The 21,179-nt window shown below is 69.3% G+C and carries 16 protein-coding genes; 7 read left to right on the top strand and 9 right to left on the bottom strand.

All coding sequences use genetic code 11. The features are described from left to right. Window positions 1–87 precede the first annotated feature (87 nt). From adh to HCC78_RS05075, 5 genes are all read right to left on the bottom strand, one after another. On the bottom strand, window positions 88–1,605 hold the full coding sequence (gene adh / locus HCC78_RS05095; RefSeq protein ID WP_172327659.1) for an aldehyde dehydrogenase: 1,518 nt from the start codon (window positions 1,603–1,605) through the stop codon (window positions 88–90). A 304-nt stretch (window positions 1,606–1,909) separates the two neighbouring features. Next, the gene (locus HCC78_RS05090; protein ID WP_172327658.1) at window positions 1,910–3,004 is read right to left on the bottom strand and encodes a sn-glycerol-3-phosphate import ATP-binding protein UgpC; all 1,095 of its coding nucleotides are present in this window, start codon (window positions 3,002–3,004) and stop codon (window positions 1,910–1,912) included. 11 nt (window positions 3,005–3,015) lie between these two features. Next, window positions 3,016–3,858: a sn-glycerol-3-phosphate ABC transporter permease UgpE gene (gene ugpE / locus HCC78_RS05085; RefSeq protein ID WP_172327657.1), complete on the bottom strand. Its 843-nt coding sequence runs from the start codon at window positions 3,856–3,858 to the stop codon at window positions 3,016–3,018. A gap of 9 nt (window positions 3,859–3,867) precedes the next feature. Continuing rightward, window positions 3,868–4,803 carry a carbohydrate ABC transporter permease gene (locus HCC78_RS05080; RefSeq protein WP_371743777.1) on the bottom strand — a complete coding sequence of 312 codons (936 nt, stop codon included), beginning with the start codon at window positions 4,801–4,803 and terminating at the stop codon, window positions 3,868–3,870. Window positions 4,804–4,918: 115 nt separating this feature from the next. Continuing rightward, on the bottom strand, window positions 4,919–6,223 hold the full coding sequence (locus HCC78_RS05075) for an extracellular solute-binding protein (RefSeq protein WP_172327656.1): 1,305 nt from the start codon (window positions 6,221–6,223) through the stop codon (window positions 4,919–4,921). Window positions 6,224–6,625: 402 nt separating this feature from the next. On the opposite strand from HCC78_RS05075, the gene HCC78_RS05070 reads away from it, so the two are divergent. From HCC78_RS05070 to HCC78_RS05050, 5 genes are all read left to right on the top strand, one after another. Next, window positions 6,626–8,407: an SLC13 family permease gene (locus tag HCC78_RS05070; protein ID WP_172327655.1), complete on the top strand. Its 1,782-nt coding sequence runs from the start codon at window positions 6,626–6,628 to the stop codon at window positions 8,405–8,407. 114 nt (window positions 8,408–8,521) lie between these two features. Beyond that, window positions 8,522–9,301: a DeoR/GlpR family DNA-binding transcription regulator gene (locus tag HCC78_RS05065; RefSeq protein WP_172327654.1), complete on the top strand. Its 780-nt coding sequence runs from the start codon at window positions 8,522–8,524 to the stop codon at window positions 9,299–9,301. A gap of 161 nt (window positions 9,302–9,462) precedes the next feature. Then, window positions 9,463–10,839 (top strand): NAD(P)/FAD-dependent oxidoreductase, encoded by a 1,377-nt coding sequence (locus HCC78_RS05060; protein WP_253949035.1) that lies wholly within the window; start codon window positions 9,463–9,465, stop codon window positions 10,837–10,839. After that, complete coding sequence (locus tag HCC78_RS05055) at window positions 10,836–12,056, top strand: NAD(P)/FAD-dependent oxidoreductase (protein ID WP_172327653.1); 1,221 nt, start codon at window positions 10,836–10,838, stop codon at window positions 12,054–12,056. The genes HCC78_RS05060 and HCC78_RS05055 overlap by 4 nt, the downstream gene beginning before the upstream one ends. A gap of 3 nt (window positions 12,057–12,059) precedes the next feature. Next, the gene (locus tag HCC78_RS05050; RefSeq protein ID WP_172327652.1) at window positions 12,060–13,460 is read left to right on the top strand and encodes an FGGY family carbohydrate kinase; all 1,401 of its coding nucleotides are present in this window, start codon (window positions 12,060–12,062) and stop codon (window positions 13,458–13,460) included. A 70-nt stretch (window positions 13,461–13,530) separates the two neighbouring features. Here HCC78_RS05050 and HCC78_RS05045 read toward each other — a convergent pair whose 3' ends face one another. From HCC78_RS05045 to HCC78_RS05035, 3 genes are read right to left on the bottom strand one after another with little or no spacing between them, the layout of a single operon-like run. Next, a complete protein-coding gene (locus tag HCC78_RS05045) occupies window positions 13,531–14,808 on the bottom strand; it encodes a TRAP transporter large permease subunit (protein ID WP_172327651.1) in 1,278 nt (425 codons plus the stop codon). Window positions 14,809–14,815: 7 nt separating this feature from the next. Continuing rightward, window positions 14,816–15,325 carry a TRAP transporter small permease gene (locus HCC78_RS05040; protein ID WP_172327650.1) on the bottom strand — a complete coding sequence of 170 codons (510 nt, stop codon included), beginning with the start codon at window positions 15,323–15,325 and terminating at the stop codon, window positions 14,816–14,818. A gap of 55 nt (window positions 15,326–15,380) precedes the next feature. Beyond that, window positions 15,381–16,376, bottom strand: coding sequence for a DctP family TRAP transporter solute-binding subunit (locus tag HCC78_RS05035; protein WP_172327649.1), 996 nt, complete (start codon window positions 16,374–16,376; stop codon window positions 15,381–15,383). A gap of 477 nt (window positions 16,377–16,853) precedes the next feature. Between HCC78_RS05035 and ggt the strand changes: the two genes are divergently transcribed. Then, the gene (gene ggt / locus HCC78_RS05030) at window positions 16,854–18,521 is read left to right on the top strand and encodes a gamma-glutamyltransferase (RefSeq protein WP_172327648.1); all 1,668 of its coding nucleotides are present in this window, start codon (window positions 16,854–16,856) and stop codon (window positions 18,519–18,521) included. Window positions 18,522–19,289: 768 nt separating this feature from the next. Next, window positions 19,290–19,637, top strand: coding sequence for a RidA family protein (locus tag HCC78_RS05025; RefSeq protein ID WP_172327647.1), 348 nt, complete (start codon window positions 19,290–19,292; stop codon window positions 19,635–19,637). 7 nt (window positions 19,638–19,644) lie between these two features. Here the strand turns inward: HCC78_RS05025 and HCC78_RS05020 are convergent, their stop codons facing one another. Beyond that, window positions 19,645–20,835 carry a YbfB/YjiJ family MFS transporter gene (locus tag HCC78_RS05020; RefSeq protein ID WP_172327646.1) on the bottom strand — a complete coding sequence of 397 codons (1,191 nt, stop codon included), beginning with the start codon at window positions 20,833–20,835 and terminating at the stop codon, window positions 19,645–19,647. Window positions 20,836–21,179: the final 344 nt, after the last annotated feature.

The following is a 21,179-nucleotide window of genomic DNA, read 5'->3' as shown; positions in this document are numbered from 1 at the left end:
CCCCTCCGAAGACACCGATGACCCAGCCGAAAAACGGCGGCCCCTGATGGGACCGCCGCAGGCAAGCTCGAACTTTCGAAGGGAGGTTCAGAAGAAGCCGAGCTTGTTGGGGTTGTAGCTCATCAGGATGTTCTTGGTCTGCTGGTAGTGGTCCAGCATCATCTTGTGGTTCTCGCGGCCGATGCCCGACTGCTTGTAGCCGCCGAAGGCTGCATGGGCCGGGTAGGCGTGGTAATTGTTCACCCAGACGCGGCCGGCCTGCACCTTGCGGCCGAAGCGGTAGCAGCGGTTCGCATCGCGGGTCCAGACGCCGGCGCCGAGGCCGTACATCGTGTCATTGGCGATGGCGAGCGCCTCTTCCTCGTCCTTGAAGGTGGTCACGGACACGACCGGCCCGAAGATCTCCTCCTGGAAGACGCGCATCTTGTTGTGGCCCTTCAGGATCGTCGGCTCGATGTAGAAGCCGTTCTCCAGCCCCGGCACCTTGGCTGCCTTGCCGCCGGTCAGGACTTCCGCGCCTTCCTCGACGCCGATGGTCAGGTAGGACAGGATCTTGTCCTGCTGTTCCTGCGAGGCCTGGGCGCCGACCATGGTCGCCATGTCGCGCGGGTCGCCGCGGACGATGGCCTCGACGCGGGCGATGGCGCGCTTGATGAACTCCTCGTAGATGTCCTCCTGGATGAGGGCACGCGATGGGCAGGTGCAGACCTCGCCCTGGTTGAAGGCGAAGAGCACGAAGCCCTCGACCGCCTTGTCGAGGAAGGCGTCATCCTCGGCCATCACGTCCGAGAAGAAGATGTTCGGCGACTTGCCGCCCAGTTCCAGCGTGACCGGGATCAGGTTCTCGGTCGCGGCCTGCATGATCTTGCGGCCGGTGGCGGTGGAGCCGGTGAAGGCGATCTTGGCGATGCGCGGCGAGCTGGCCAGCGGCGCGCCGACCTCGGCGCCCATGCCGTTGACGATGTTCAGCACGCCCGGCGGCAGCAGGTCGGCGATGCACTCGATCAGCACCATTATCGCCGCCGGGGTCTGCTCGGCGGGCTTCATCACGATGCAGTTGCCGGCGGCCAGCGCGGGCGCCAGCTTCCAGGCGGCCATCAGGATGGAGAAGTTCCACGGGATGATCTGGCCGACGACGCCCAGCGGCTCGTGGAAGTGGTAGGCAACGGTATCGGCGTCGATTTCCGACATCGAGCCTTCCTGGCCGCGCAGAACGCCCGCGAAATAGCGGAAGTGGTCGACCGAGAGCGGGATGTCGGCGGCGGTGGTTTCGCGGATCGGCTTGCCGTTGTCCCAGGTCTCGGCGCGGGCCAGCAGGTCGAGGTTCTCTTCCAGCCGGTCGGCGATCTTCAGCAGCAGGTTGGCGCGCTCGGCAACCGAGGTGTGTCCCCAGGCATCCTTGGCGGCATGCGCGGCATCGAGCGCCAGCTCGATATCGGCGGCGCCGGAACGCGCGACCTGGCAGACGACCTCGCCGGTGATCGGCGTGATGTTGTCGAAGTACTCGCCGCTCACCGGCGCGGTGAACTTGCCGCCGATGAAGTTGTCGTAGCGGGTCTTGAACGGCGAGGTGCGGCTCGCGTCGATCTGGGTCATCTCGTTCATGTCTGTCCTCCCTAAGGTCAAATCCTGGGCGGCGTCTGCCGCCTGCTTCAAATCCGCCGGAGCCTTTCCGGCATGCCTCCGGGAACGGCGCCGCGGCCGATCCCGGTCTGTCTCTGGGATGAAACTCGTGGTGGGGACCCTGTCCCCTGCCGCTCCATCCGGCGGTACTGCGCTACGGCGGTCGGGGGTGATCCCGGCGCTTGTGCCGACGCTTGCCTCGGAACGGAGCACACATTTTTGGGGGCCGGAAGGGAAGTCCGACAAATGTCCTGTCCGACCAATGTAGGAGGCCGGACAGGCGGGGTCAGAAGGCCGGGGCGTAGCTTCCGGCAGGAGCGGGCTGCTGAGTCTCCATCCGCTTTCCGGAAGCGATGTCAAAGAGATGTAGCGCGCCGGGATCGGGGAAGAGCCAGAGCTCGGTCCCCAGTTCTGCCGACGACGGCAGGGCGGCGGTCAGCCGCTGGCCGTCCACTTCGCCATGGACCAGCCGCTGGGCGCCCAGTTCCTCGACATAGAGGATGCGCATCGCCACCGCGCCCGGGCTGCTGGGCAGGGCAGGGGCGAGGCTTTCGGGGCGGATGCCGAGGATCGCGGGACCGTCCGGCGCACCGGGCAGCCAGAGCTGGGCATTGCCCAGCCGGACTTGGCCGCCGCGGCAATCCGCATCCAGGAGGTTCATCGCCGGCGAACCGATGAAGCCAGCGACGAAGGCCGAGGCCGGGCGGTGGTACAGCTCCAGCGGCTTGCCGATCTGCTCCACCTTGCCGCCGTTGAGCACGACCAGCCGGTGGGCCAGCGTCATCGCCTCCAGCTGGTCATGGGTGACGTAGACCGAGGTGGTGCCCAGCCGGTCCTGGAGCTGCTTGATCTCGCCGCGCATCTGCACGCGCAGCTTGGCGTCGAGGTTCGACAGCGGCTCGTCGAAGAGGAACACCGCCGGTTCGCGCACGATGGCGCGGCCCATGGCGACGCGCTGGCGCTGGCCTCCGGACAGGGCGCGGGGCTTGCGGTCGAGGAAGCGGCCCAGCTCCAGCATCCGCGCGGCCTCTTCGACGCGGGAGGCGATCTCGGGCTTCGGCACGCGGCGGTTCTTCAGCCCGTAGGCGAGGTTGTCGCGCACGCTCATGTGGGGATAGAGCGCGTAGTTCTGGAACACCATGGCGATGTCGCGGTCCGCCGGGTCGACGTCGTTGACGACGCGCCCGCCGATCGAGATCGTGCCTTCGGTGATGGTCTCGAGCCCGGCGATCATCCGCAAGAGCGTGGATTTCCCGCAGCCCGAGGGGCCGACCAGGACCAGGAATTCGCCCTCTGCGATCTCGATGTCGACGCCTTCGACCGACGCGCTCCCGGCGCCGGGATAGGTCTTGCCGACCTGCTGGATGGAAATGGATCCCATGGGACGGCTCCTTACTTGTCGCTCTCGGTCAGGCCCTTGATGAACCAGCGCTGGAAGATGACGACGACTGCCACCGGGGGCACCATCGCCAGCACCGCGAGGGCGAAGGCCTGGTTGTATTCGGGGATCTGGCTGCCGACCCAGACCTGCAGGATCGACTTGATGCCGCGCATCAGGGTGAACATGCCCTCGTCCGTGGTCATCAGCATCGGCCAGAGATACTGGTTCCAGCCATAGACGAACATGATGATGAACATCGCCGCGATCATGGTGCGCGACAGCGGCACGAGGATGTCGAAGAAGAACTTCACCGGGCCTGCACCGTCGATCCGCGCGGCTTCCAGCAGTTCATCTGGCACCGACTTGAAGAACTGGCGGAAATAGAACGTGCCGGTGGCCGAGGCCAGAAGCGGCACGATCAGCCCGGGATAGGTGTTGATCAGCCCCAGATCGGCCATCACCTGGAAGGACGGCACGATGCGGACCTCCAGGGGCAGCAGCAGCGTGGTGAAGATGATCCAGAAGAGCAGGGTCGCATAGCGCGAGCGGAAATAGACGAGGCCATAGGCGGCGAGCATCGAGAAGGCGATCTTGCCCAAGGCAAAGCCCAGCCCGAGGATCATCGAGTTCATCAGCATCCGCGCGCCGGTGACCTGCCCGGTGAAGCCGCCCTTCTGGGTCAGCACCGTGCCGTATGTTTCGGCGAAATTGTTGCCGGGGACCAGGGTCAGCCCGCCGGAATGGATCTCGGCGGCGGTGTGGGTGGAGGTGGTGAAGGCGATGATCACCGGCAGCATCAGGAAGAGCGCGCCGAGGATCAGGATCGCATGGTCGAGAGGGCGGGTGCGGTGCATCGGACTGCCTCAGCTGTAATGGATGCGCTTCTCGAGAAAGCGGAACTGCACGAGGGTCAGCGCGAAGACTACGGCCATGAGGATCACCGACTGCGCCGACGATCCGCCGATGTCGTTGCCGCGGAAGCCGTCGTTGTAGACCTTGTAGACCAGCGTGACCGGGTTGTTCGCGGGCTTGTCCTTCAGCATCACGTCGATGATCCCGAACGTGTCGAAGAGCGCGTAGGTGATGTTGATGATCAAGAGGAAGAACGCGGTCGGCGCGAGCAGCGGCAGCGTCACCGTGCGGAACCGACGCCAGCCGCTGCGGCAGTCGATCACCGCGGCCTCGCGCACCGGCACGGGCACGGATTGCAGCCCCGAGAGGAAGAAGATGAAGTTGTAGGGGATCTGCTTCCACACCGCGACGGCGATCATCGCGAAGGCGGTGTCGAAATAGTCGATCCCGACCTGCATGTCCCAGCCGACCCAGGAAGCCGCGGTCACGAAGGGGCCGATATGCATGTCGAAGAACATCATGCCGATCAGGCCGGCAACCGGCGGCGCGATGGCATAGACCGCGATCAGGAGCGTCTTGTAGCTCGACGCGCCGCGGATCACCGCATCGGCCTTGACCGCGAGCAGCAGCCCCAGCCCCAGCGACAGCGCCGTGACTGCCACGGTGAAGATCGCGGTGAAGCGCGCCACGCGGTGGTATTCGGAGCTGGTCAGCGCGTCGGCATAGTTCTCCAGCCCGACGAAGGTGGCGCCGAAGCCGAACGGATCCTCGATATAGAAGGACGAGGTCACCGCCTGCACCGAGGGCCAGTAGAAGAAGATCGCAACGACCAGCAGCTGCGGCGCGAGGAAGACCCAGGGCAGCAGCGGACGGTCGAACTGCACGCGCTTGGCGGGCTCCGCCGGGGCGGCTGCGGCGCGGGGCTTGCGGCGGAAGCGGCCGCCGATAACGGAGGTGTCGGAGATCTCGGCCAAGTCGGTCTTCCCGGATGCATGCGGTCTTGCGGAACGGAAAGGACCGGGGCCGGCCTCGCGGCAGCCCCGGTCCCAGATCAGGCAGGCGTCAGCCCGAAGTCTTGGCGAAGCGCGCCAGCAGGGCGTCGCCTTCTTCCTTGATCGTCTCGAAAGCGTCTTGGACGGAGGTCTCGCCCGAGAAGATGCGGTTGAATTCGCGTTCCTCGACCGAGCGGATCTGCGGGTAGAAGCCCAGGCGGTAGCCCTTCGACCACTCGCCGCCCGGCAGGCTCAGCTGCTGGATGCCAACCTCGGCGACCGGCTTCTGTTCGTACCAGCCCTCGGCCTTGGCCTGCTCGTAGGCGGCGTTGGTGATCGGGACATAGCCGGTTTCCTCGTGCCAGAAGACCTGTACGTCCGGCGAGGTCAGGAACTGGAAGAAGTCGGCGGTGCACTTGTCCTGCGCCTCGTCATGCCCCGCCATCGCGTAGAGCGCGGCGCCGCCGATGAAGCTGTTGGTGCCTGCGCCCTCGATCCCGTCCCAATAGGGCAGGAAGGTCGCCGAGAACGGCATTTCCGCGGTCTGCTGCAGCCCGCCGAAGGAGCCGGAGGAGCCGATCCACATCGCGACCTTGTTCTGCTCGAAGGGCGCCTGGTTGTCCGACCAGCCCGCGCCGTAGAAGCCGAACAGGCCCTCGTCATGCCATTCCTTCAGCTTCTCGAACATCATGACGAGGTTCGGGTCGGTGGCGTTGATCTCGGTGCCCTCGACCGAGTCGTAGCCGTTGCCGTTCGTCGCCATCTGGATGTTGTTGCGCGAGAAGAAGTTCTCGAAGAACATCCAGGTCAGCTGCGAGGCGGTCATCGGGATGTAGCCCGCCTCCTTCAGCTTCGGCGCGATCTCCTCGAACTCTTCCCAGGTCTCCGGCGGCGCGACGCCGGCCTTCTCGAAGGCTTCCGTGTTGGTGTACATGATCGGCGCCGAGGAATTGAACGGCATGCCGACGAACTTGCCGTCCGCATCGGCGTAGAAGTAGCGCACGCCGTTGATGAAGGCCTCGCGGTCGAAGTCGTAGCCTGCGTTCTTGATCAGGTCCTCGGCCGGGATGGTGGCGCCCGGGGCGTTCATGATGGTCGCTGCGCCTGCGTCGAAGACCTGCAGGATGTTCGGCTGCTCGCCCGAGCGGAAGGCGGCGATGCCGGAGGCCAGGGCCTCTTCGTAGGTGCCCTTGGAGACCGGGGTCAGCGCGCAGGCGGACTGGGCTGCGTTGAAGCGCTTGGAGATCTCGTTGATGACCTCCTGGTTCTTGCCGCCCATGCCGTGCCACCACTGGATCTGGGTGGCGTCGTCTGCCGTGGCGGATGCGAGCGTGGCGATCAGGGCGATCGCGGAAACCGTGGCCTTGCGGATCATGTCTGTCCCTCGGAATGCCGGGGGATGGCTGCCCCCGTTTGCTGTTCCGGCGGGTCCTAGCGGGCCGCCATGACAGTTTTGCGTCGTGCCGTTATCCGTTTTGTGACGTTTGCGTTCGAACGGTTCCGCGGGGCCCGCGCAGGGGCGGGGCCCGCCGGAATTGCCCGTTTTCGCGGCACCGGACGCCGGGAAGGCCGCGCCGCCGCCCGATATCCGCCGGTTTCGCGCCGCCGCCGGGGCGGGGCCGCAGCGGCCGATTGCCGGGGTCTCCGCGCCTCTCTATAATCGGGTCTCGGCCATTCCGCCCGAAGGACTTTTCAGACCCAGCCATTCCAGAGACCCCGGTCCGCGCCCCGGCGGCGCCGCAGCCGGGTTTCCCGTCCCTCCCTCAACGGCCTTTCCATGTTTATCGACCCCGGTTTCCTTGCCCCCTATCTGGCGCTTGCGCTGATCGCCTGCGTCTTCGCCACCTTCCTGTCCGAGCGCTGGCCCGCCGACATCGTCGCCTTCACCGGCGCGGCGGCCGCGCTGGCCCTCGGCCTTGTCGGGCCCGAGCAGGTGCTCGCCGCCATCGCCAACCCGGCCCCCGCCACGATCGGCGCGATGTTCGTCCTCAGCGCCGCGCTGGTCCGCACCGGTGCGCTCGAGGCGCTGACCGCCGGGCTCGGCCGCCTCTCGGGCAGCCGCCCGCGCCTGGCCGTGCTGCTCTTCTTCTTCGCCGCGGCGGCGTCCTCAGCGCTGGTCAACAACACCCCCGTGGTCATGGTGCTGATCCCGGTCGCCGCGGCGCTGGCGCGGCAGGTGGGCAGCACGCCCTCGCGCCTGTTGATGCCGCTGTCCTTCATGGTGATCCTCGGCGGCACGGTCTCGATGATAGGCACCTCGACGAACCTGCTGGTCGACGGCATGGCGCGCGACCTGCAGCTCGCGCCCTTCGGCCTGTTCGAGGTCGCGCCGCTCGGCCTCTGCGTCGCCGCGATCGGCGCGCTCTTCCTCGCCGTTGCCGCCCCTCGGCTGCTGCCGGAGCGCCAGACCATGGCCGCCGCGCTCGACCGCCGCCAGGGCCGGTCCTGGCTGGTCAACCTGACGATCCCCGAAGGCTCTCCGCTGCTGGGCAGCGCGCCGCTGGAGATCGCGGCGCTGAAGCGCGGCGGCAGCCGGGTGATCGACGTGATCCGCGCCGATGTCTCGCTGCGCCGCGACCTCGGCGCCGTGCGGCTGGAGCCGGGCGACACGGTGGTCGTGAAGACCCGCGAGACCGAGCTGATGGGCTTCCGCGAGGGCGCCGCGAAGGGGGCGGACCTGCCCGGCCTGACCTCCGGCCCGGTGCGGCGCACCCGTGTCATGGAACTGCTCGTGGTGCCCGGTGCCAAGGCGGCGGGCCGCAGCCTCGGCACGATGCACTGGCGCCGCCGCTTCGGGGTCTATCCGCTGGCGCTGCACCGCCATGGCGGCGCGGTCGGCGGACTCGAGGAAACGCGGCTGGTGCCCGGCGACACGCTGCTGGTCGAAGGCGCCCCCTCGGACCTGGAGCGGCTGGCCGAGGACCAGCGGCTGGTCCTGCTGTCCGAGACCGCCGCGCGCGGATTCCGCCGCGGAAAGGCGCCGATTGCCATCGCGGTGCTGCTGGCCGTGGTCGGGCTCGCGGCGTTCGATGTCGCGCCGATCCTGTCGCTGGCGCTGGTTGGCGCGGCGGCGGTGCTGGCCACCGGCTGCGTCGACGGCGAGGAGGGCATGGGCGCGGTCGACGGGCGGCTCCTGCTGCTGATCGTCTCCATGCTGGTGATCGGCGCCGCGCTGGACCGCAGCGGCGCGGTGGCGATGATCGTCGACTGGCTGGCGCCGTTCCTGTCGGCGGGCAATCCGCTGATCGCGCTGGCGCTGGTCTACATCGCGACCTCGATCCTGACCGAGCTGGTGACCAACAATGCGGTCGCCGTGCTGATGGTGCCGATCTCGGCCGGGCTGGCCGCGCGGCTCGGCGTCGATCCGCGGCCCTTCCTGATCGCGGTGATGTTCGCCGCCTCCGCCAGCTTCGCCACGCCGATCGGCTACCAGACCAACACGCTGGTCTACAATGCCGGGGGCTACCGCTTTTCCGACTTCCTGCGGGTCGGCCTGCCGATGAACATCATCGTCGGGGCGGCGACGATCCTGCTGATCCCGCTCTTCTGGCCGCTGTGACGCGGGCAAGGCGATTGCGGGACGGAGGAATTTCCGGCATTTGTGGAAACGGGCGGCCTGGCTGACCATATCGTCAGAAACGGCCCGCCCGCGCCCCGAACCGGAAGGACGACCATGAAGCCATCTGCCCGCCGCGACATGATCCTGCAGCTCGTCGAGGAGCAGGGCGAGGTCCAGGTCGTCGATCTTGCCGAACGCTTCGATACCTCGCGCGAGACCATCCGGCGCGACTTGAACGAGCTCGACGCCTGCGGGCAGGTCCGCAAGATCCATGGCGGCGCGCGGCGGGCTGCGCTGGTGCCCGAGGGCGCGCCGGTCGAAGGCAGCTTCGACGCGCGCATGGCGGCGCAATCCGCGGAAAAGGCCGCGATCGGACGCTGCGCGGCCGAGCTGTTCGAGGAAGGCGCCGTCCTTTTCGTCGATACCGGCTCCACCACCATCGCCTTCGCCCGCGCGCTGGCCCGGCGCCGCGGCCTGACCGTGATCACCAATTCCACCGAGGTTGCGGGCATCCTCGCCCGCGCCGAGGCGCATCACCGGCTCTACCTGCTGGGCGGGGAAATGGCCGCGGAGGGCCGCGAAACCCTCGGCGCGCTGGCCATCGAGCAGCTTTCGCGCTTCAAGGCGCAGCATGCCGTGCTGACCATCGGCGGGCTGACCGGTTCGGAAATCATGGATTACGACCTGCGCGAGACCGAGATGGCGCGCGCCATGGTGGCGCGGGCCGAGACGGTGACCGTGCTGGCCGATCACGGCAAGCTGGGCCGCGCCGCGGTCTTCGAGGTCGCGCCGCTTTCCGCCATCCACCGGCTGGTCACCGACCGCGAGCCGCCTGCCGAGCTGGCCGCGGAACTCCGTGCCGCCGGGGTTGAAATCGTCGTGGCAGAGGTCTGAATCCGGCCGCGAGCGATGAAATTTGACGCATCCGGCGGGCAGAGGCCGTGAATTCGGCGGCGGGCCTTGCCGCAATATTGTGGAAACGGTCAAAAAAGTGCACGAGTCAACTTAATCAGCCTCCCGTTCGTGGAGGCGCGGAAAGATGACGGAGGCCGCTCTTGGCTGAGGCAGACGTGGATGTGGCGATCATCGGGGCCGGCGTGGTCGGCTGCGCGATGGCGCGGAGATTTGCGCTGGAAGGCGCCAAGGTGGCCGTGATCGAGGCGGGGACCGACATCCTGTCGGGCGCCTCGAAGGCGAACAGCGCGATCCTGCATACCGGCTTCGACGCGCCGCCGGGCTCGCTCGAGCTCGGCTGCATGCAGGCGGCCTATGACGAATACATGCAGATCCGCGCGGCGATGAACCTGCCGGTGCTGGAAACCGGCGCCATGGTCGCGGCCTGGACGGACGAGGAAGAGGCGCGGCTGCCCGACCTGCTGGCCCAGGCCCATGGCAACGGCGTGGCGGACGCGGAAATCATCGGGCGGGAGGCCGTCCTGGCGCGCGAGCCGCAGATCGCGCCGGGCATCCGCGCCGCGCTGCTGGTGCCGCGCGAATACCTGATTGACCCTTGGTCGGCGCCTCTGGCCTATGCGACCCAGGCGAAGATGCTGGGCGCGCGCTTCCTGTTCGGCGCGCCGGTCACCTCCGCGGAGCGCGCGGGCGGCACCTGGCGGCTGGAGGCCGGAGGCGAAACGGTGACGGCCCGCAGCGTGGTCAATTGCGCCGGCAACCAGGGCGACCGGATCGAGGCGCTGCTGCTCGGCGCGTCGCGTTTCGAGATCCGCCCGCGAAAGGGCCAGTTCGTGGTCTTCGACAAGGCCTCGGGCGCGCTGCTGCGGACGATCCTTCTGCCGGTGCCGAACGACCGCACCAAGGGCGTCGTGCTGACCCGCACCGTCTTCGGCAACCTGCTGGTCGGACCGACCGCGGAAGAGCAGGAGGACCGCGACCGCCCCGACGTGACCCGCCCGGAGCTGGAGGCGCTGGTCGCCAAGGCGGCCGAGCTGGTCCCGGCGCTGGCCGGCATGCCTGTTGCCGCCGTCTATGCCGGGCTGCGTCCCGCGACCGAACAGAAGGACTACCGCGTCCATGCCGTGCCGGAGATGGGCTATTACTGCGCCGGAGGCATCCGCTCGACCGGGCTGACCGCGGCGCTCGGCATTGCGCGCCATGTCTTCGCGCTCTGGGACGGGGCGGCGGTGCCGCCCGCCGATCCGCCGGTGCCGGTCATGCCGAACCTGGCCGAGCATCTGCCGCGCGACTGGCAGGCCCCGGGCCATGACGGCATCGTCTGCCATTGCGAGATGGTCACCGGCCGCGAGATCCGCGCGGCCTTGGACAGTCCGCTGCCGCCCGGCGATTTCGGCGGTCTGCGCCGCCGCACGCGCTGTGCCATGGGCCGCTGCCAGGGCTTCAACTGCCTCGCCCGGATTGCAACCTTGAGCGAGGGCCGCCTGCGCGCGCCGATCGTTCCGGAGGACAAGGCATGAGCGCGATGGACTTGGATGTCGCCGTCATCGGCGGCGGGCCGTCGGGCCTGGCTGCCGCGACCGAGCTGCGCCGCCTCGGCGTCGGGCGGGTCGTGGTGCTGGAGCGCTTCGGCGTGGCCGGGGGCATTCCCCGCCATTGCGGCCACCCGCCCTTCGGCATGCGCGAATTCCGCCGCGTGCTGACCGGCCCGGCCTATGCGCGGCGCCTCGTCGGCACGGCGCTGGCTGCCGGTGTCGAAATCCGCACCCGCTGCACCGTCACCGCGATCCGGCCCGGCGGCGTGCTGGAGCTGGCCACGACGGATGGGGCGGAGACCCTGGCGGCGAAACGCATCCTGCTGGCCACCGGCAACCGCGAGACCACCCGCGCCGCGGCCCTGGTGCCGGGGCTGCGTCCGGTCGGCGTGATGAACACCGCCGCGCTGCAATCCTTCCTCTACGAAGAAGGCCGCTCGCCGTTCTCGCGCCCGGTGATCGTCGGCAGCGAGATGGTCGCCTATTCGGCGGTCCTCAGCTGCCGCCGCCACGGAATCCGCCCCGCCGCCATGGTGGAAAGCCGCGGCCGGGTGCAGGGGCCGCGCTTCTACGCCTTGGCCAACCGCATGTTCGGGGTGCCGCTGGTCACGGGGGCCGAGATCGTCGCGATCGAGGGCAAGACCCGCGTCACCGGGCTGCGCCTCCGCGAGGCCTCCGGCGCGGAACGGCGGATCGATTGCGACGGCGTGATCTTCTCGGGGCGCTTCACGCCCGAGGCGGCGCTGGCGCGCGCCAGCGGGCTGGCGCTGGATGCCGGAACTCTGGGCCCCGAGATCGACGGCGCCTTCCGCAGCTCGGACCCCTGCGTCTTCGTGGCCGGGAACGTGCTGCATCCGGTGGAAACCGCCGGCTACTGCTGGGCCGAGGGCCGCCGCATCGCCGGCCGCATCGCCGCCGATCTGGCCGGGGAGGCGCCGGCGGCCGCGCCGGTGCCGCTGACGCTGGGGCCGGGGCTCCGCTATGCCGTGCCGCAGCGCCTCGTGGCGGGCGAGGGTCCGGTCACGCTGAACCTGCGCGCCGAAGGGGCTGCAAAGGGGCGGCTGGTGCTGGCCGAGCCGTCGGGCCGCGAACTCGCCGCGGCCAGCGTGTCTGCCGCGCCCGAAGCGTCCCTGCGCCTCGACGTGCCGGCGCTGGACGTGCTGCCGGGCCAGCTCGTCGTCCGGCTGGACCGGGAGGGCTGAGCCATGCGGATCCTTGCGCTCGACCAGGGCACGACCTCGACCCGCGGGCTGGTGGCGGATGACGGCGGCAGGGCGGAGATCGTCCGCGCGGTCCGCCATGAGCAGCATTTCCCCGCGGCCGACCGGGTGGAGCATGATCCGGCCGAGCTGCTGGCCAATCTCCGCGCGGTGCTCGATGCGGCCGGGCCGGTCGATGCCATCGCGCTGTCGAACCAGGGCGAAAGCTGCCTGGCCTGGGACGCGGTGACCGGCGAGGCGCTGTCGCCGGTCATCGTCTGGCAGGACCGGCGGACCGAGGCGCGGCTGGCGGAGATGGCGCAGCGCGAAGCCTTCGTGCGCGCCCGCGCCGGGCTGCCGCTCGATCCGTATTTCTCCGCCTCGAAGCTTGGCTGGCTTCTGGAAACTTCAGCGCCGGTGCAGGCGGCGCATCGGGCGGGGCGGCTGCGGCTCGGCACGACGGATGCGTATTTCCTGCAGAACCTCACCGGAGAGGCGTCGACCGACATCACCACGGCGTCGCGGACCTCGCTGATGTCGCTGGCGACCGGGCAATGGGACCCGGAGCTTTGCGCGCTGTTTGGCGTGCCAATCGAATGTCTGCCGCCGATCCGTCCCACAGTTGCCGATTTCGGCGCGATCAACGGGATGCCCGTGACCGCGGCGGTTGTCGACCAGCAGGCGGCGCTCTACGGCCATGGCTGCCGCGCAACGGGCGATGCCAAGATCACCTTCGGCACAGGCGCTTTCGCGCTGGCACTGGCCGATGGTTTGCCGCAAGCCGAGACGGAGTCGGGGCTGCTGCCGACCGTCGCCTGGCAGATTGGCGGCGACACGACCTATGCTCTGGAAGGCGGCGTGCATGCCGCCGGCGCGGCGGTGGAATGGGCGATGCGGATCGGGCTCGTCGACGGGCCGGAGGCACTGTCGGGCTTCGATGCGCCTGCTGCCATCGACCGGGATCTAGCCTTCGTCCCCGCGCTCGCCGGGCTGGCCGCCCCGCATTGGGACGGGTCCGCGGCAGGGCTTTTCATCGGCATGACCGGAGCGACGACCCGGGCCGACATGGCGCAGGCGCTGGTCGAAGGCATCGCCTTGCGCGCCGCCGAGATCGCGGCGCGGATGGCCGGTGACAAGCCGGTCAAGCGGATCTCCGTCGATGGCGGGCTGACGCGCTCGGACTATCTGTGCCGCTTCCTTGCCGATGTCACCGGGGCCGAGATCGTCCTGCCCGCGACCGAGGAGCTCACCGCCTTCGGCGCCGCGCAGCTGGCCGCGGTCGGCATCGGGGCGGCGCTGCCTGCCGCTCCGCCGCGCGCCGTGATCGTGCCGCGGGACTGCGACCGGACGGGACGGCTGGCGCGTTTCGGCGGCGCGGTCGCGCGGGCGCGCGGCTGGCGCGGCTGACAGCCTTCCCCCGAACGGAAAAGGCCGCCATTCGCGGGAATGGCGGCCTTCTTGCTGCGCCTTGGAGGGATCAGCGCAGCAGGCCGAGCGGCACGGTCACGATGCCGGGGAAGAGCACCAGCAGCACCAGAACGGCAATCTCGGCGAAGAGGAAGGGCAGCACGCCGGTCATGATCCGGTCGAGCCGCACCTGGCCCACGCCCGCCACCACGTTCAGCACGTTGCCGACCGGCGGGGTCAGCATCCCGAGCGCCCCGGCAATGGTGAAGACCACGCCGAAATAGGTCAGGTCGATGCCAGCCGCCTTGGCCAGCGGGATGACGATCGGCATCAGGATCAGGCTGAGCGGCGTGAAGTCGAGCACCATGCCCAGAAGCAGCGTCAGCAGCACGACCATGCCGACCAGCAGCCGCGGCGCGCCGAGGAAGGGCGACAGGAACGCGATCACCTGGTCGGGCAGGTTGGCGATGGTGATCAGCCAGGCCGAGACCATCGAGGTGCCGACGAGGAACATTACCACGGCGGAAGTCTTGCCCGCCTCGACCAGCGCCTCGTAGAAGGCCTTCGCGGTCAGCTCGCGGTAGACGAAGGCGCCGACGGCGGCGGCATAGACAGCGGCCATCACCGCGGCCTCGGTGGGGGTGAAGACGCCCGCGCGCAGCCCGCCGATGACGACGACGGGCAGGACCAGCGCCGGGATCGCCAGCCAGAGCGCGCGCAGGGTCTCGGCGCGGCTCTTCTTCTCCAGCGTGGCGAATCCGCCGCCGCGCGAGACGTAGCGCCAGGCCAGCACCAGCGACAGCGCCATCAGCGCGCCCGGCACGATGGCGGCCATGAAGAGCCCGCTGATCGAGATGTTGGCGATGGCGCCGAAGACCACGAGCGCGATCGAGGGCGGGATGACCGGGGCGATCACGCCGCCCGCGGCCAGCAGCCCGCCCGAGGGCCCCTCGGGATAGTTGCCGAGCTTCATCATCGGGATCAGGATCGCGGCCAGCGCGGCGCTGTCGGCGATTGCCGAGCCCGAGAGCGAGGCCATCACCAGCGAGGCGGCGATGGCAACGTAGCCCAGCCCGCCGTTGACATGGCCGAAGGCCGACATCGCGACCTCGATGATCCGCCGCGACAGCCCGCCGCGGTTCATCAGCTCGCCCGCGAGGATGAAGAATGGGATCGCCAGCAGGATGAAGTTGTCGGTGCCCAGGATCATGTTCTGGGCGACGATCTGGGCGTTGAAATAGTCCAGATGCAGCATCAGCGCGATGCCGCAGGCGATCAGCGCCCAGGCGATGGGCAGGCCCGCGACGATGCCGAGGATCAGGACGGAAAGGAAGATGACGAAGGTCACGGGGCGGTCACTCCGCGATATCGGCCGAAGCCGCCTGGAAGAAGCGGGCGGAGGGCATCCGGCCCGAGAGGATCAGCGCCATCCGCACCGCCACCACGGCGGCCAGCGCGGCGCCTGCCAGCGTCGCCACGACATAGATCGTCGCCGAGGGCAGGCCGGAGATCGGATAGGACGCCGAGAAGTTCAGCTTGGCCTGCATCCACGCGCCCTTGGCCAGCAGCCAGTTGCCGTAGAGCATGACCGCGCCGGTCAGCAGGACCAGCGCCTTGCGCAGCACTTCGGGCAGGCGGTCGACGACCAGCGTCATGGCGATGTGGCGCTGCTGGATCAGCGCGAGGACGGCACCGGAAAAGATCAGGATGCTCAGCGCGATGCGCGACAGTTCCTCGGTCACGACGATGCCGGAATTGAGGAAGAAGCGCAGCATGACATTGGTGAAGACCATCGCCACCAGAACGAAGAGCAGGAGGGCGACGAGCGCTTCGAGGCATTTCTCGGCGAGGCGCAGCACGGGCATCGGGGGGCTCCCTGGAAAGGCGGGACCGGCGGGGCGGCCGGTCCCGTTTGTCGGATCACTCGGCGAGGACGGCCTGCATCTTCTCGTAGAGCGGGCGGGTCTTGTCGGTCAGCAGCTTCTCGGTGACCGGCGCGACGGCTGCACGGATCTCCTCCAGCGCCTCGGGCGAGAATTCCGAGATCTGCAGCCCGGCCTCGTCTGCGAGGAAGGCCTTGGCATCGGCCACGGCGGCGCGCATCACCTTGCGGTTTTCCACGGCGGTGCGGTCGGCGGCTTCCTGCAGGATACCCTTGTCCTCGTCGGACAGGCTGTTCCACCAGGGCTGGCTGACCAGCATGACCAGGGTCGAATATGCGTGCTTCGAGGTGGTCAGGTAGTCCTGCACTTCGTAGAAGTTCATGTCGCGCACGGTCAGCAGCGGGTTGTCCTGGCCGTCGACGGTGCCGGTTTCCAGCGCGGTGTAGACCTCGGGGAAGGGCATCGGCACCGGGTTCGCGCCGAGCGCCGAGAAGGTGTCGATGAAGACCGGGGCGCCGATGACGCGGAAGGTCAGGCCCTTGAAGTCCGCGAGGCTCTCGATCGGGTGCTTGGAGTTCGACAGGTCGCGGAAGCCGTTGTCCATGTACATCAGCCCGTGCATGCCCGAGCCGTCGAGCCCGGCCAGCATTTCCTTGCCCAGGTCGCCCAGCAGAACCTTGTCGGTGGCGGCGTCGTCGGCGAAGGCGAAGGGCAGGTCGATGACCTGGAACAGCTCGTTGTACTTGATCAGGTTCGTGGAGGAGGTGATCAGCATCTCCTGCAGCCCGCCCTGCAGCGCGCCGATCTGCTGCGCCTCGTTGCCGAGCTGGCCCGAGGGGAAGTTCTTGACGGTCATGCGGCCGCCGGACAGTTCGTCCACCTTCGAGATGAAGTACTCGACGCCGTCGTCGAAGGGCGTGCCGGGCGTGCCGAAATGGCCGATCTTGATGTCGCGCGCGGCGGCGGGCAGGGCCAGCATGGCACCGAGGGCGGCGCCGGCGGCGAGCTTGGCAAGTTTGGCTGCAAGGGCCATCTGATGTCTCCTCTTGGGCCCGGACCGTGCCGGGGCGTCTGGTGGCGGCTGCATCGGCGGCTGCGTCTGTCGTGCAGTTTTGACCGAACGTGCAATCATGAGTGACTGATCGGTCATTTATGTGATGCCTGTCCATGGCAAAGCAGCCGTGAGGTCAAGATTCGCGGGTTATGCACGCCCGGTAGGCGAAAAACTGAGCGATCGGTCATATAGATTGCCTGAAAATTCATCCATAACCCCGATCCGGGCATGGTTGCAGGCGGGTTTGCCACGTCCATGCCGGGAATCCGGGCAGCCGGAAGCGCATCTGGCGGCAGGCTGCTGGCTGCGTCAGATTTTTCCGTGACCTCTGCCGGGGTCGCGGCTAATTTGCCCGAAACCACATTTTCATGTGGCAATGCATGGCCGGACTCCCGGTCCTGTCCGCGAGGGGCAGGTGCGGGTGCCGGTGACCGCCGGAAGAAGAAGACGATCCAGATGACCTCCGCCCCCCTCCCGCTGCCTTTCGCCTGCCGCAAGATGCCTGCCTCCGCGGCGCGCGGCGTCGTCGTGACCAACCATCCGCTGGGTTCCGCAGCTGGCCAGGAGATGCTGGCGCTCGGCGGGAACGCGGTCGATGCCGCGGTCGCGGCGCTTCTGGCGCTCACCGTGGTGGAACCGATGATGGTCGGCATCGCGGGCGGGGGCGTCGCGCATCTGCGCCTGCCCGACGGGCGGCACACCGTCTATGACTGCCTCTCGCAGGCGCCCGCGGCGGCGCGGGCCGACCAGTTCCGCCCGGTCTCCGACAATCTGCCCGACTACATGGAGACCGACGGCCGACGCAACCTGGTGGGCCCGGCTTCTGTGGCGGTGCCCGGCAACCTGCGCGGCTGGTGTGCCATGCATGCCGCCCATGGCGCGCTGCCCTTCGCCGATGTCATCGCCCCGGCGATCCGCTGGGCCGCCGAGGGCTTCCGCGCGACGCACTACCTGAGCTCGAACATCGAGCGCCACGCCGCCGACATGATCCGCGACCCGGTGATCTCGGCGATCTTCCTGCCCGGCGGCACGCCCGCGAAGGCGGGCGACCGGATCGTGCAGGGCGACTATGCAGAAAGCCTGCGGCTGATCGCGCGCGAGGGGGCGGAGGCGCTGCATGGCGGTGCGCTGGGGCAGGCGCTGACCGACCGGCTGGCGCAGGACGGGGCCTCGGAGGGCCTGGTCTCGATGGCGGATCTGTCGGGCTACGAGGCGCGCGAGCGCGACGCGATCTTCGGCAGCTACCGTGGCCATGACATCGTCGGCCCGCCGCCGCCCGCCTCCTCGGGCGTGCATGTCGCGCAGATGCTGAACATCCTCGAAGGCTACGACCTGGCGGCGATGGGCTTCGATTCCGCGGAGCGGCTGCATCTGGTGGCCGAGGCGATCCGGATCGGCTTCGAGGACCGCCGCGCGGCCTCGGGCGACCCCGATTTCGTCGACATCCCGGTGGAAAAGCTCGTCTCCAAGGCCTATGGCGAGGCCTGCCGCGCGCGGATGCGCGGGGCTGGCGGGACGGGCGAGGTGCCGCCGGGCTACGAAAGCAACAACACCACCCATATCACCGTGGCCGATGGCGACGGCATGATCGTGTCGGCGACGCACACGATCAACGGGCTCTTCGGCGCGCGCTTCATGGTGCCGGAGACCGGGATCATCCCGAACAACTACATGTACAATTTCGATCCGCACCCCGGGAAGGCGCTGTCGATCGCGCCGGGCAAGCGGGTGCCGACCTCGATGGCGCCGATGATCGTGCTGAAGGACGGCAAGCCGCGCTTCGCGCTTGGCCTGCCCGGCGCGCTGCGGATCTTCCCCTCGGCGATGCAGGCGATCCTGAACCTGATCGAGCACGGCATGAGCGTGCAGCAGGCGGTCGAGGCGCCGCGGATCTGGACCGAGGGCGCGCATGTCGAGCTGGAACCGGCCTACCAGCACCACGCCGAGGCGCTGCGCGCCAAGGGCCACGATGTCAGGATCGTCCCGCATATCGGCGGCGGCATGAACGCGATCGGCTTCGGGCCCGAGGGCGTGATGACCGGCGCGGCCTGCTGGCGCGCGGACGGCACGGTCTTCGCGCTCGGCGGCGGCTTTGCGGACGAGGGCGTGTCCTTCCATATCTGACGGCGTCCCGAAGCTGGTGTGGCACGATCCTGCCCCGGCAGCCTGGTTCTTCCGGGGGCGGTGGCAGGATTGATGCCGGACTGCATGGCCCGGGCCGCAGGCAGCCTGCCGGTCTCCTCGGCCACGGGTCCGCCGACACGGTCGTCCGGGGAACGGGCAGGGCCCGCCGCCTTTCCCGGCCCCTGCGGTGTTCCGGGCCGGGCTATCCTTCACCCCGCGGAGGCTTGCTGTCGCCAGGGGTCACGGCGAAGGCCGGACTGGCGGGCTCGGGCACTCCCTCGCCTTGGCACGCGAACGGGCGCGCTTGCCGCGTCACGCTCCGCGTCCGCGGCGACGGGGCGGCCCAAGGATCCCAAGATACCTTCGTCGATCTACCCTAGGGTCATGGCGCAAGCTCCCCAGATCTCGGCGGGTACTGCCTGAGGGACGGGGGCCGGATGGCATTGCGCTCCGGCCAGGCCCGGCATGTCCCGAGGCGGGATACGCGGACCACGACCCGATCCGGGCCGCGGCAAGCGACGATGATCGAGGATGTCCAGCTGCCTCCCGCAGAAGGCCGCCCGGGCCATCGCCGCCTCGGCATCCATCCGCCCGCGCAGCAGCGCCTGCAGGCAAAGCGATGGAGGTGCCGGGCCGCTCGCACAGCTCTGGACCTGCGGCATCTTCCGGCATCATCGCCAGCCGGCCCGCGCCATCGCCGCACTACCGGCCGGGCGGGAGGGCTGCTATCTGCGGGCCGGAACCATGGAACGGGAAAGGACCTCTCCGATGATCGAACGTCACCATACCGGCGCTCGGATGAGCAAGATCGTCAAGCACAACGGCACGGTCTATCTGTGCGGCCAGGTCGGCGCGGGCGAGACCGTGACCGCGCAGACCGAGGACTGCCTGTCGCGGGTCGATGCCCTGCTGAAGGAAGCAGGTTCCAGCCGCGAGCACATCCTCCAGGCCATCGTCTGGCTCGCCGACATGAAGGATTTCGACGAGATGAACGCGGTCTGGGATGCCTGGGTGCCCGAGGGCCATGCTCCGGCGCGGGCCTGCGGCGAAGCGAAGCTTGCCCGCGACGTGCTGAAGGTCGAGGTGATCGTCACCGCGGCACTGATCGAGGGCTGAGCCACGCTCAGCCCGGGTCCTGCCGCCCGCCCGCCGCCGCCATCGCGGCGAGGCCGAGCGCAGTGAGGCCCGCCGACACGAGGAGCGGCAGCGCATAGCCGCCGCTCCGCCCCGCCAGCTCTGCCGTGGCCAGGGGTCCGAGGATCTGGCCGGTGCCGTAGAGCAGGGTCATCCGCGCCATCGCCTGCCCGGAGGCGCCCGGCATGCGCAGCCCGGCGAGCAGCAGCGACAGCGCCACGACCACGACGAAGGCGGCGCCGAAGACGATGGCCGAGAGATAGGCGAAGACGATCCCGCCCCCAGCGGCCAGCCCGGCCAGCGACAGCGCCTGCAGCGCCATGGCGCCGAACAGCACCGGCATCAGCCCGTACCAGCGCGAGACGACCGAGCCGGCCATGGCACCTGCCGCATTGGCGAGGCCGAGCACGATCCAGGCTGCCGCAGCCGTGCCGCCGCCATGGCCGCCCGCCGCGAGGATGTCGACGCAGAACGTGGCGCCGACCGCATAGCCCCAGCCGGCCGCGAGATAGCCCGCGCCGAAGAGCCAGAACCAGCGCCTCGCGCCGGGGGCGGGGCTGGGGGCATGCGTCCCGGCCGCGGCAGGCGCCATCGGTTCCGGCACCGGCGTCAGCATCCAGGCGGCGGGCAGCAGCACGGCCGCGAGCACGGCGAAGACGCCCCATTGCCCGGCCCAGCCGAGGCTGCCGCCGAGCAGCAGTACCACAAGCCCGCTGAGGCAGATGCCGAGGCCCAGTCCCATGAAATGCGGGCCCAGGTCGGGCCGCGCGCCGTTGCGGCAGAGCCAGCCGAGGATGAACTCGGCCGCCAGCAGCATGCCGCCCGCCCCGCTCAGCCCGCCGAGATAGCGCGAGATGGCCCAGAGCCAGGGATGCGCGGTCAGGCCCATCATCGCGGTGCTGAGGACGGCGAGGACCAGGCAGGCCCGGAACACGCCGAGCCGCAGCCGGGGATCGCGCAGTCCGGCCAGCAGCAGCACGGCCGAAAGATAGCCCGCATAGATCAGCGCGCCGAGCAGCCCCGCGCCCTGCTGGGTCAGCCCGGCCTCCGCCTGCATCGCGGGCAGCAGCGGCGTGTAGGCGAAGCGCGCGATGCCGATGGTCAGCAGATGCGCGCAGATGCCGCCGAGAAAGGCAAGGCGGATCGCGCGGCGCGGCGGCGGCGCAGGCATCGCTGTCATCGGCTATCCTCCGGGCGCCACCGTGGCCCGCCCGACGGATCTAGCAGCGGCGCCGCAGCCGGTCGAGGTCCGCGCGGGTGCAGGCCCTGCGGCACGGCGCGGCAGGGCGGGCGCGGCTGGCGCATCGGCGCGGGGCCGTCCGGCCATCGCGGTTGCGGCGATGCCTGGCCCGCGGGAGACAATCGCCGCCGGGCCGGAACAGAACGCTGCGGCAGCATGCGGACCGGTCCCGGGATCCTCGCCAGGACCGGGCTGAGCGGCTGTCCGGAAGGCCCGGATTGCCGGAAACCCGCGACACAGGGATGGCAACGGGAAGCTTTGCCACGCGATGTTCCGGAACGCCC

Origin of the sequence: Mangrovicoccus sp. HB161399 (assembly GCF_013184745.1) — a bacterium.
Lineage (GTDB): Bacteria > Pseudomonadota > Alphaproteobacteria > Rhodobacterales > Rhodobacteraceae > Mangrovicoccus.
This window is presented reverse-complemented; position numbering and strand designations above follow the sequence as displayed.

Coding starts and splice junctions, on each gene's coding strand:
- HCC78_RS05035 (WP_172327649.1), bottom strand. CDS start 16,376: ATGGCCCTTGCAGCCAAACTTGCCAAGCTCGCCGCCGGCGCCGCCCTC.
- HCC78_RS05090 (WP_172327658.1), bottom strand. CDS start 3,004: ATGGGATCCATTTCCATCCAGCAGGTCGGCAAGACCTATCCCGGCGCC.
- HCC78_RS05020 (WP_172327646.1), bottom strand. CDS start 20,835: ATGACAGCGATGCCTGCGCCGCCGCCGCGCCGCGCGATCCGCCTTGCC.
- HCC78_RS05075 (WP_172327656.1), bottom strand. CDS start 6,223: ATGATCCGCAAGGCCACGGTTTCCGCGATCGCCCTGATCGCCACGCTC.
- ggt (WP_172327648.1), top strand. CDS start 16,854: ATGACCTCCGCCCCCCTCCCGCTGCCTTTCGCCTGCCGCAAGATGCCT.
- HCC78_RS05025 (WP_172327647.1), top strand. CDS start 19,290: ATGATCGAACGTCACCATACCGGCGCTCGGATGAGCAAGATCGTCAAG.
- HCC78_RS05055 (WP_172327653.1), top strand. CDS start 10,836: ATGAGCGCGATGGACTTGGATGTCGCCGTCATCGGCGGCGGGCCGTCG.
- HCC78_RS05040 (WP_172327650.1), bottom strand. CDS start 15,325: ATGCCCGTGCTGCGCCTCGCCGAGAAATGCCTCGAAGCGCTCGTCGCC.
- adh (WP_172327659.1), bottom strand. CDS start 1,605: ATGAACGAGATGACCCAGATCGACGCGAGCCGCACCTCGCCGTTCAAG.
- HCC78_RS05050 (WP_172327652.1), top strand. CDS start 12,060: ATGCGGATCCTTGCGCTCGACCAGGGCACGACCTCGACCCGCGGGCTG.
- HCC78_RS05065 (WP_172327654.1), top strand. CDS start 8,522: ATGAAGCCATCTGCCCGCCGCGACATGATCCTGCAGCTCGTCGAGGAG.
- HCC78_RS05070 (WP_172327655.1), top strand. CDS start 6,626: ATGTTTATCGACCCCGGTTTCCTTGCCCCCTATCTGGCGCTTGCGCTG.
- ugpE (WP_172327657.1), bottom strand. CDS start 3,858: ATGCACCGCACCCGCCCTCTCGACCATGCGATCCTGATCCTCGGCGCG.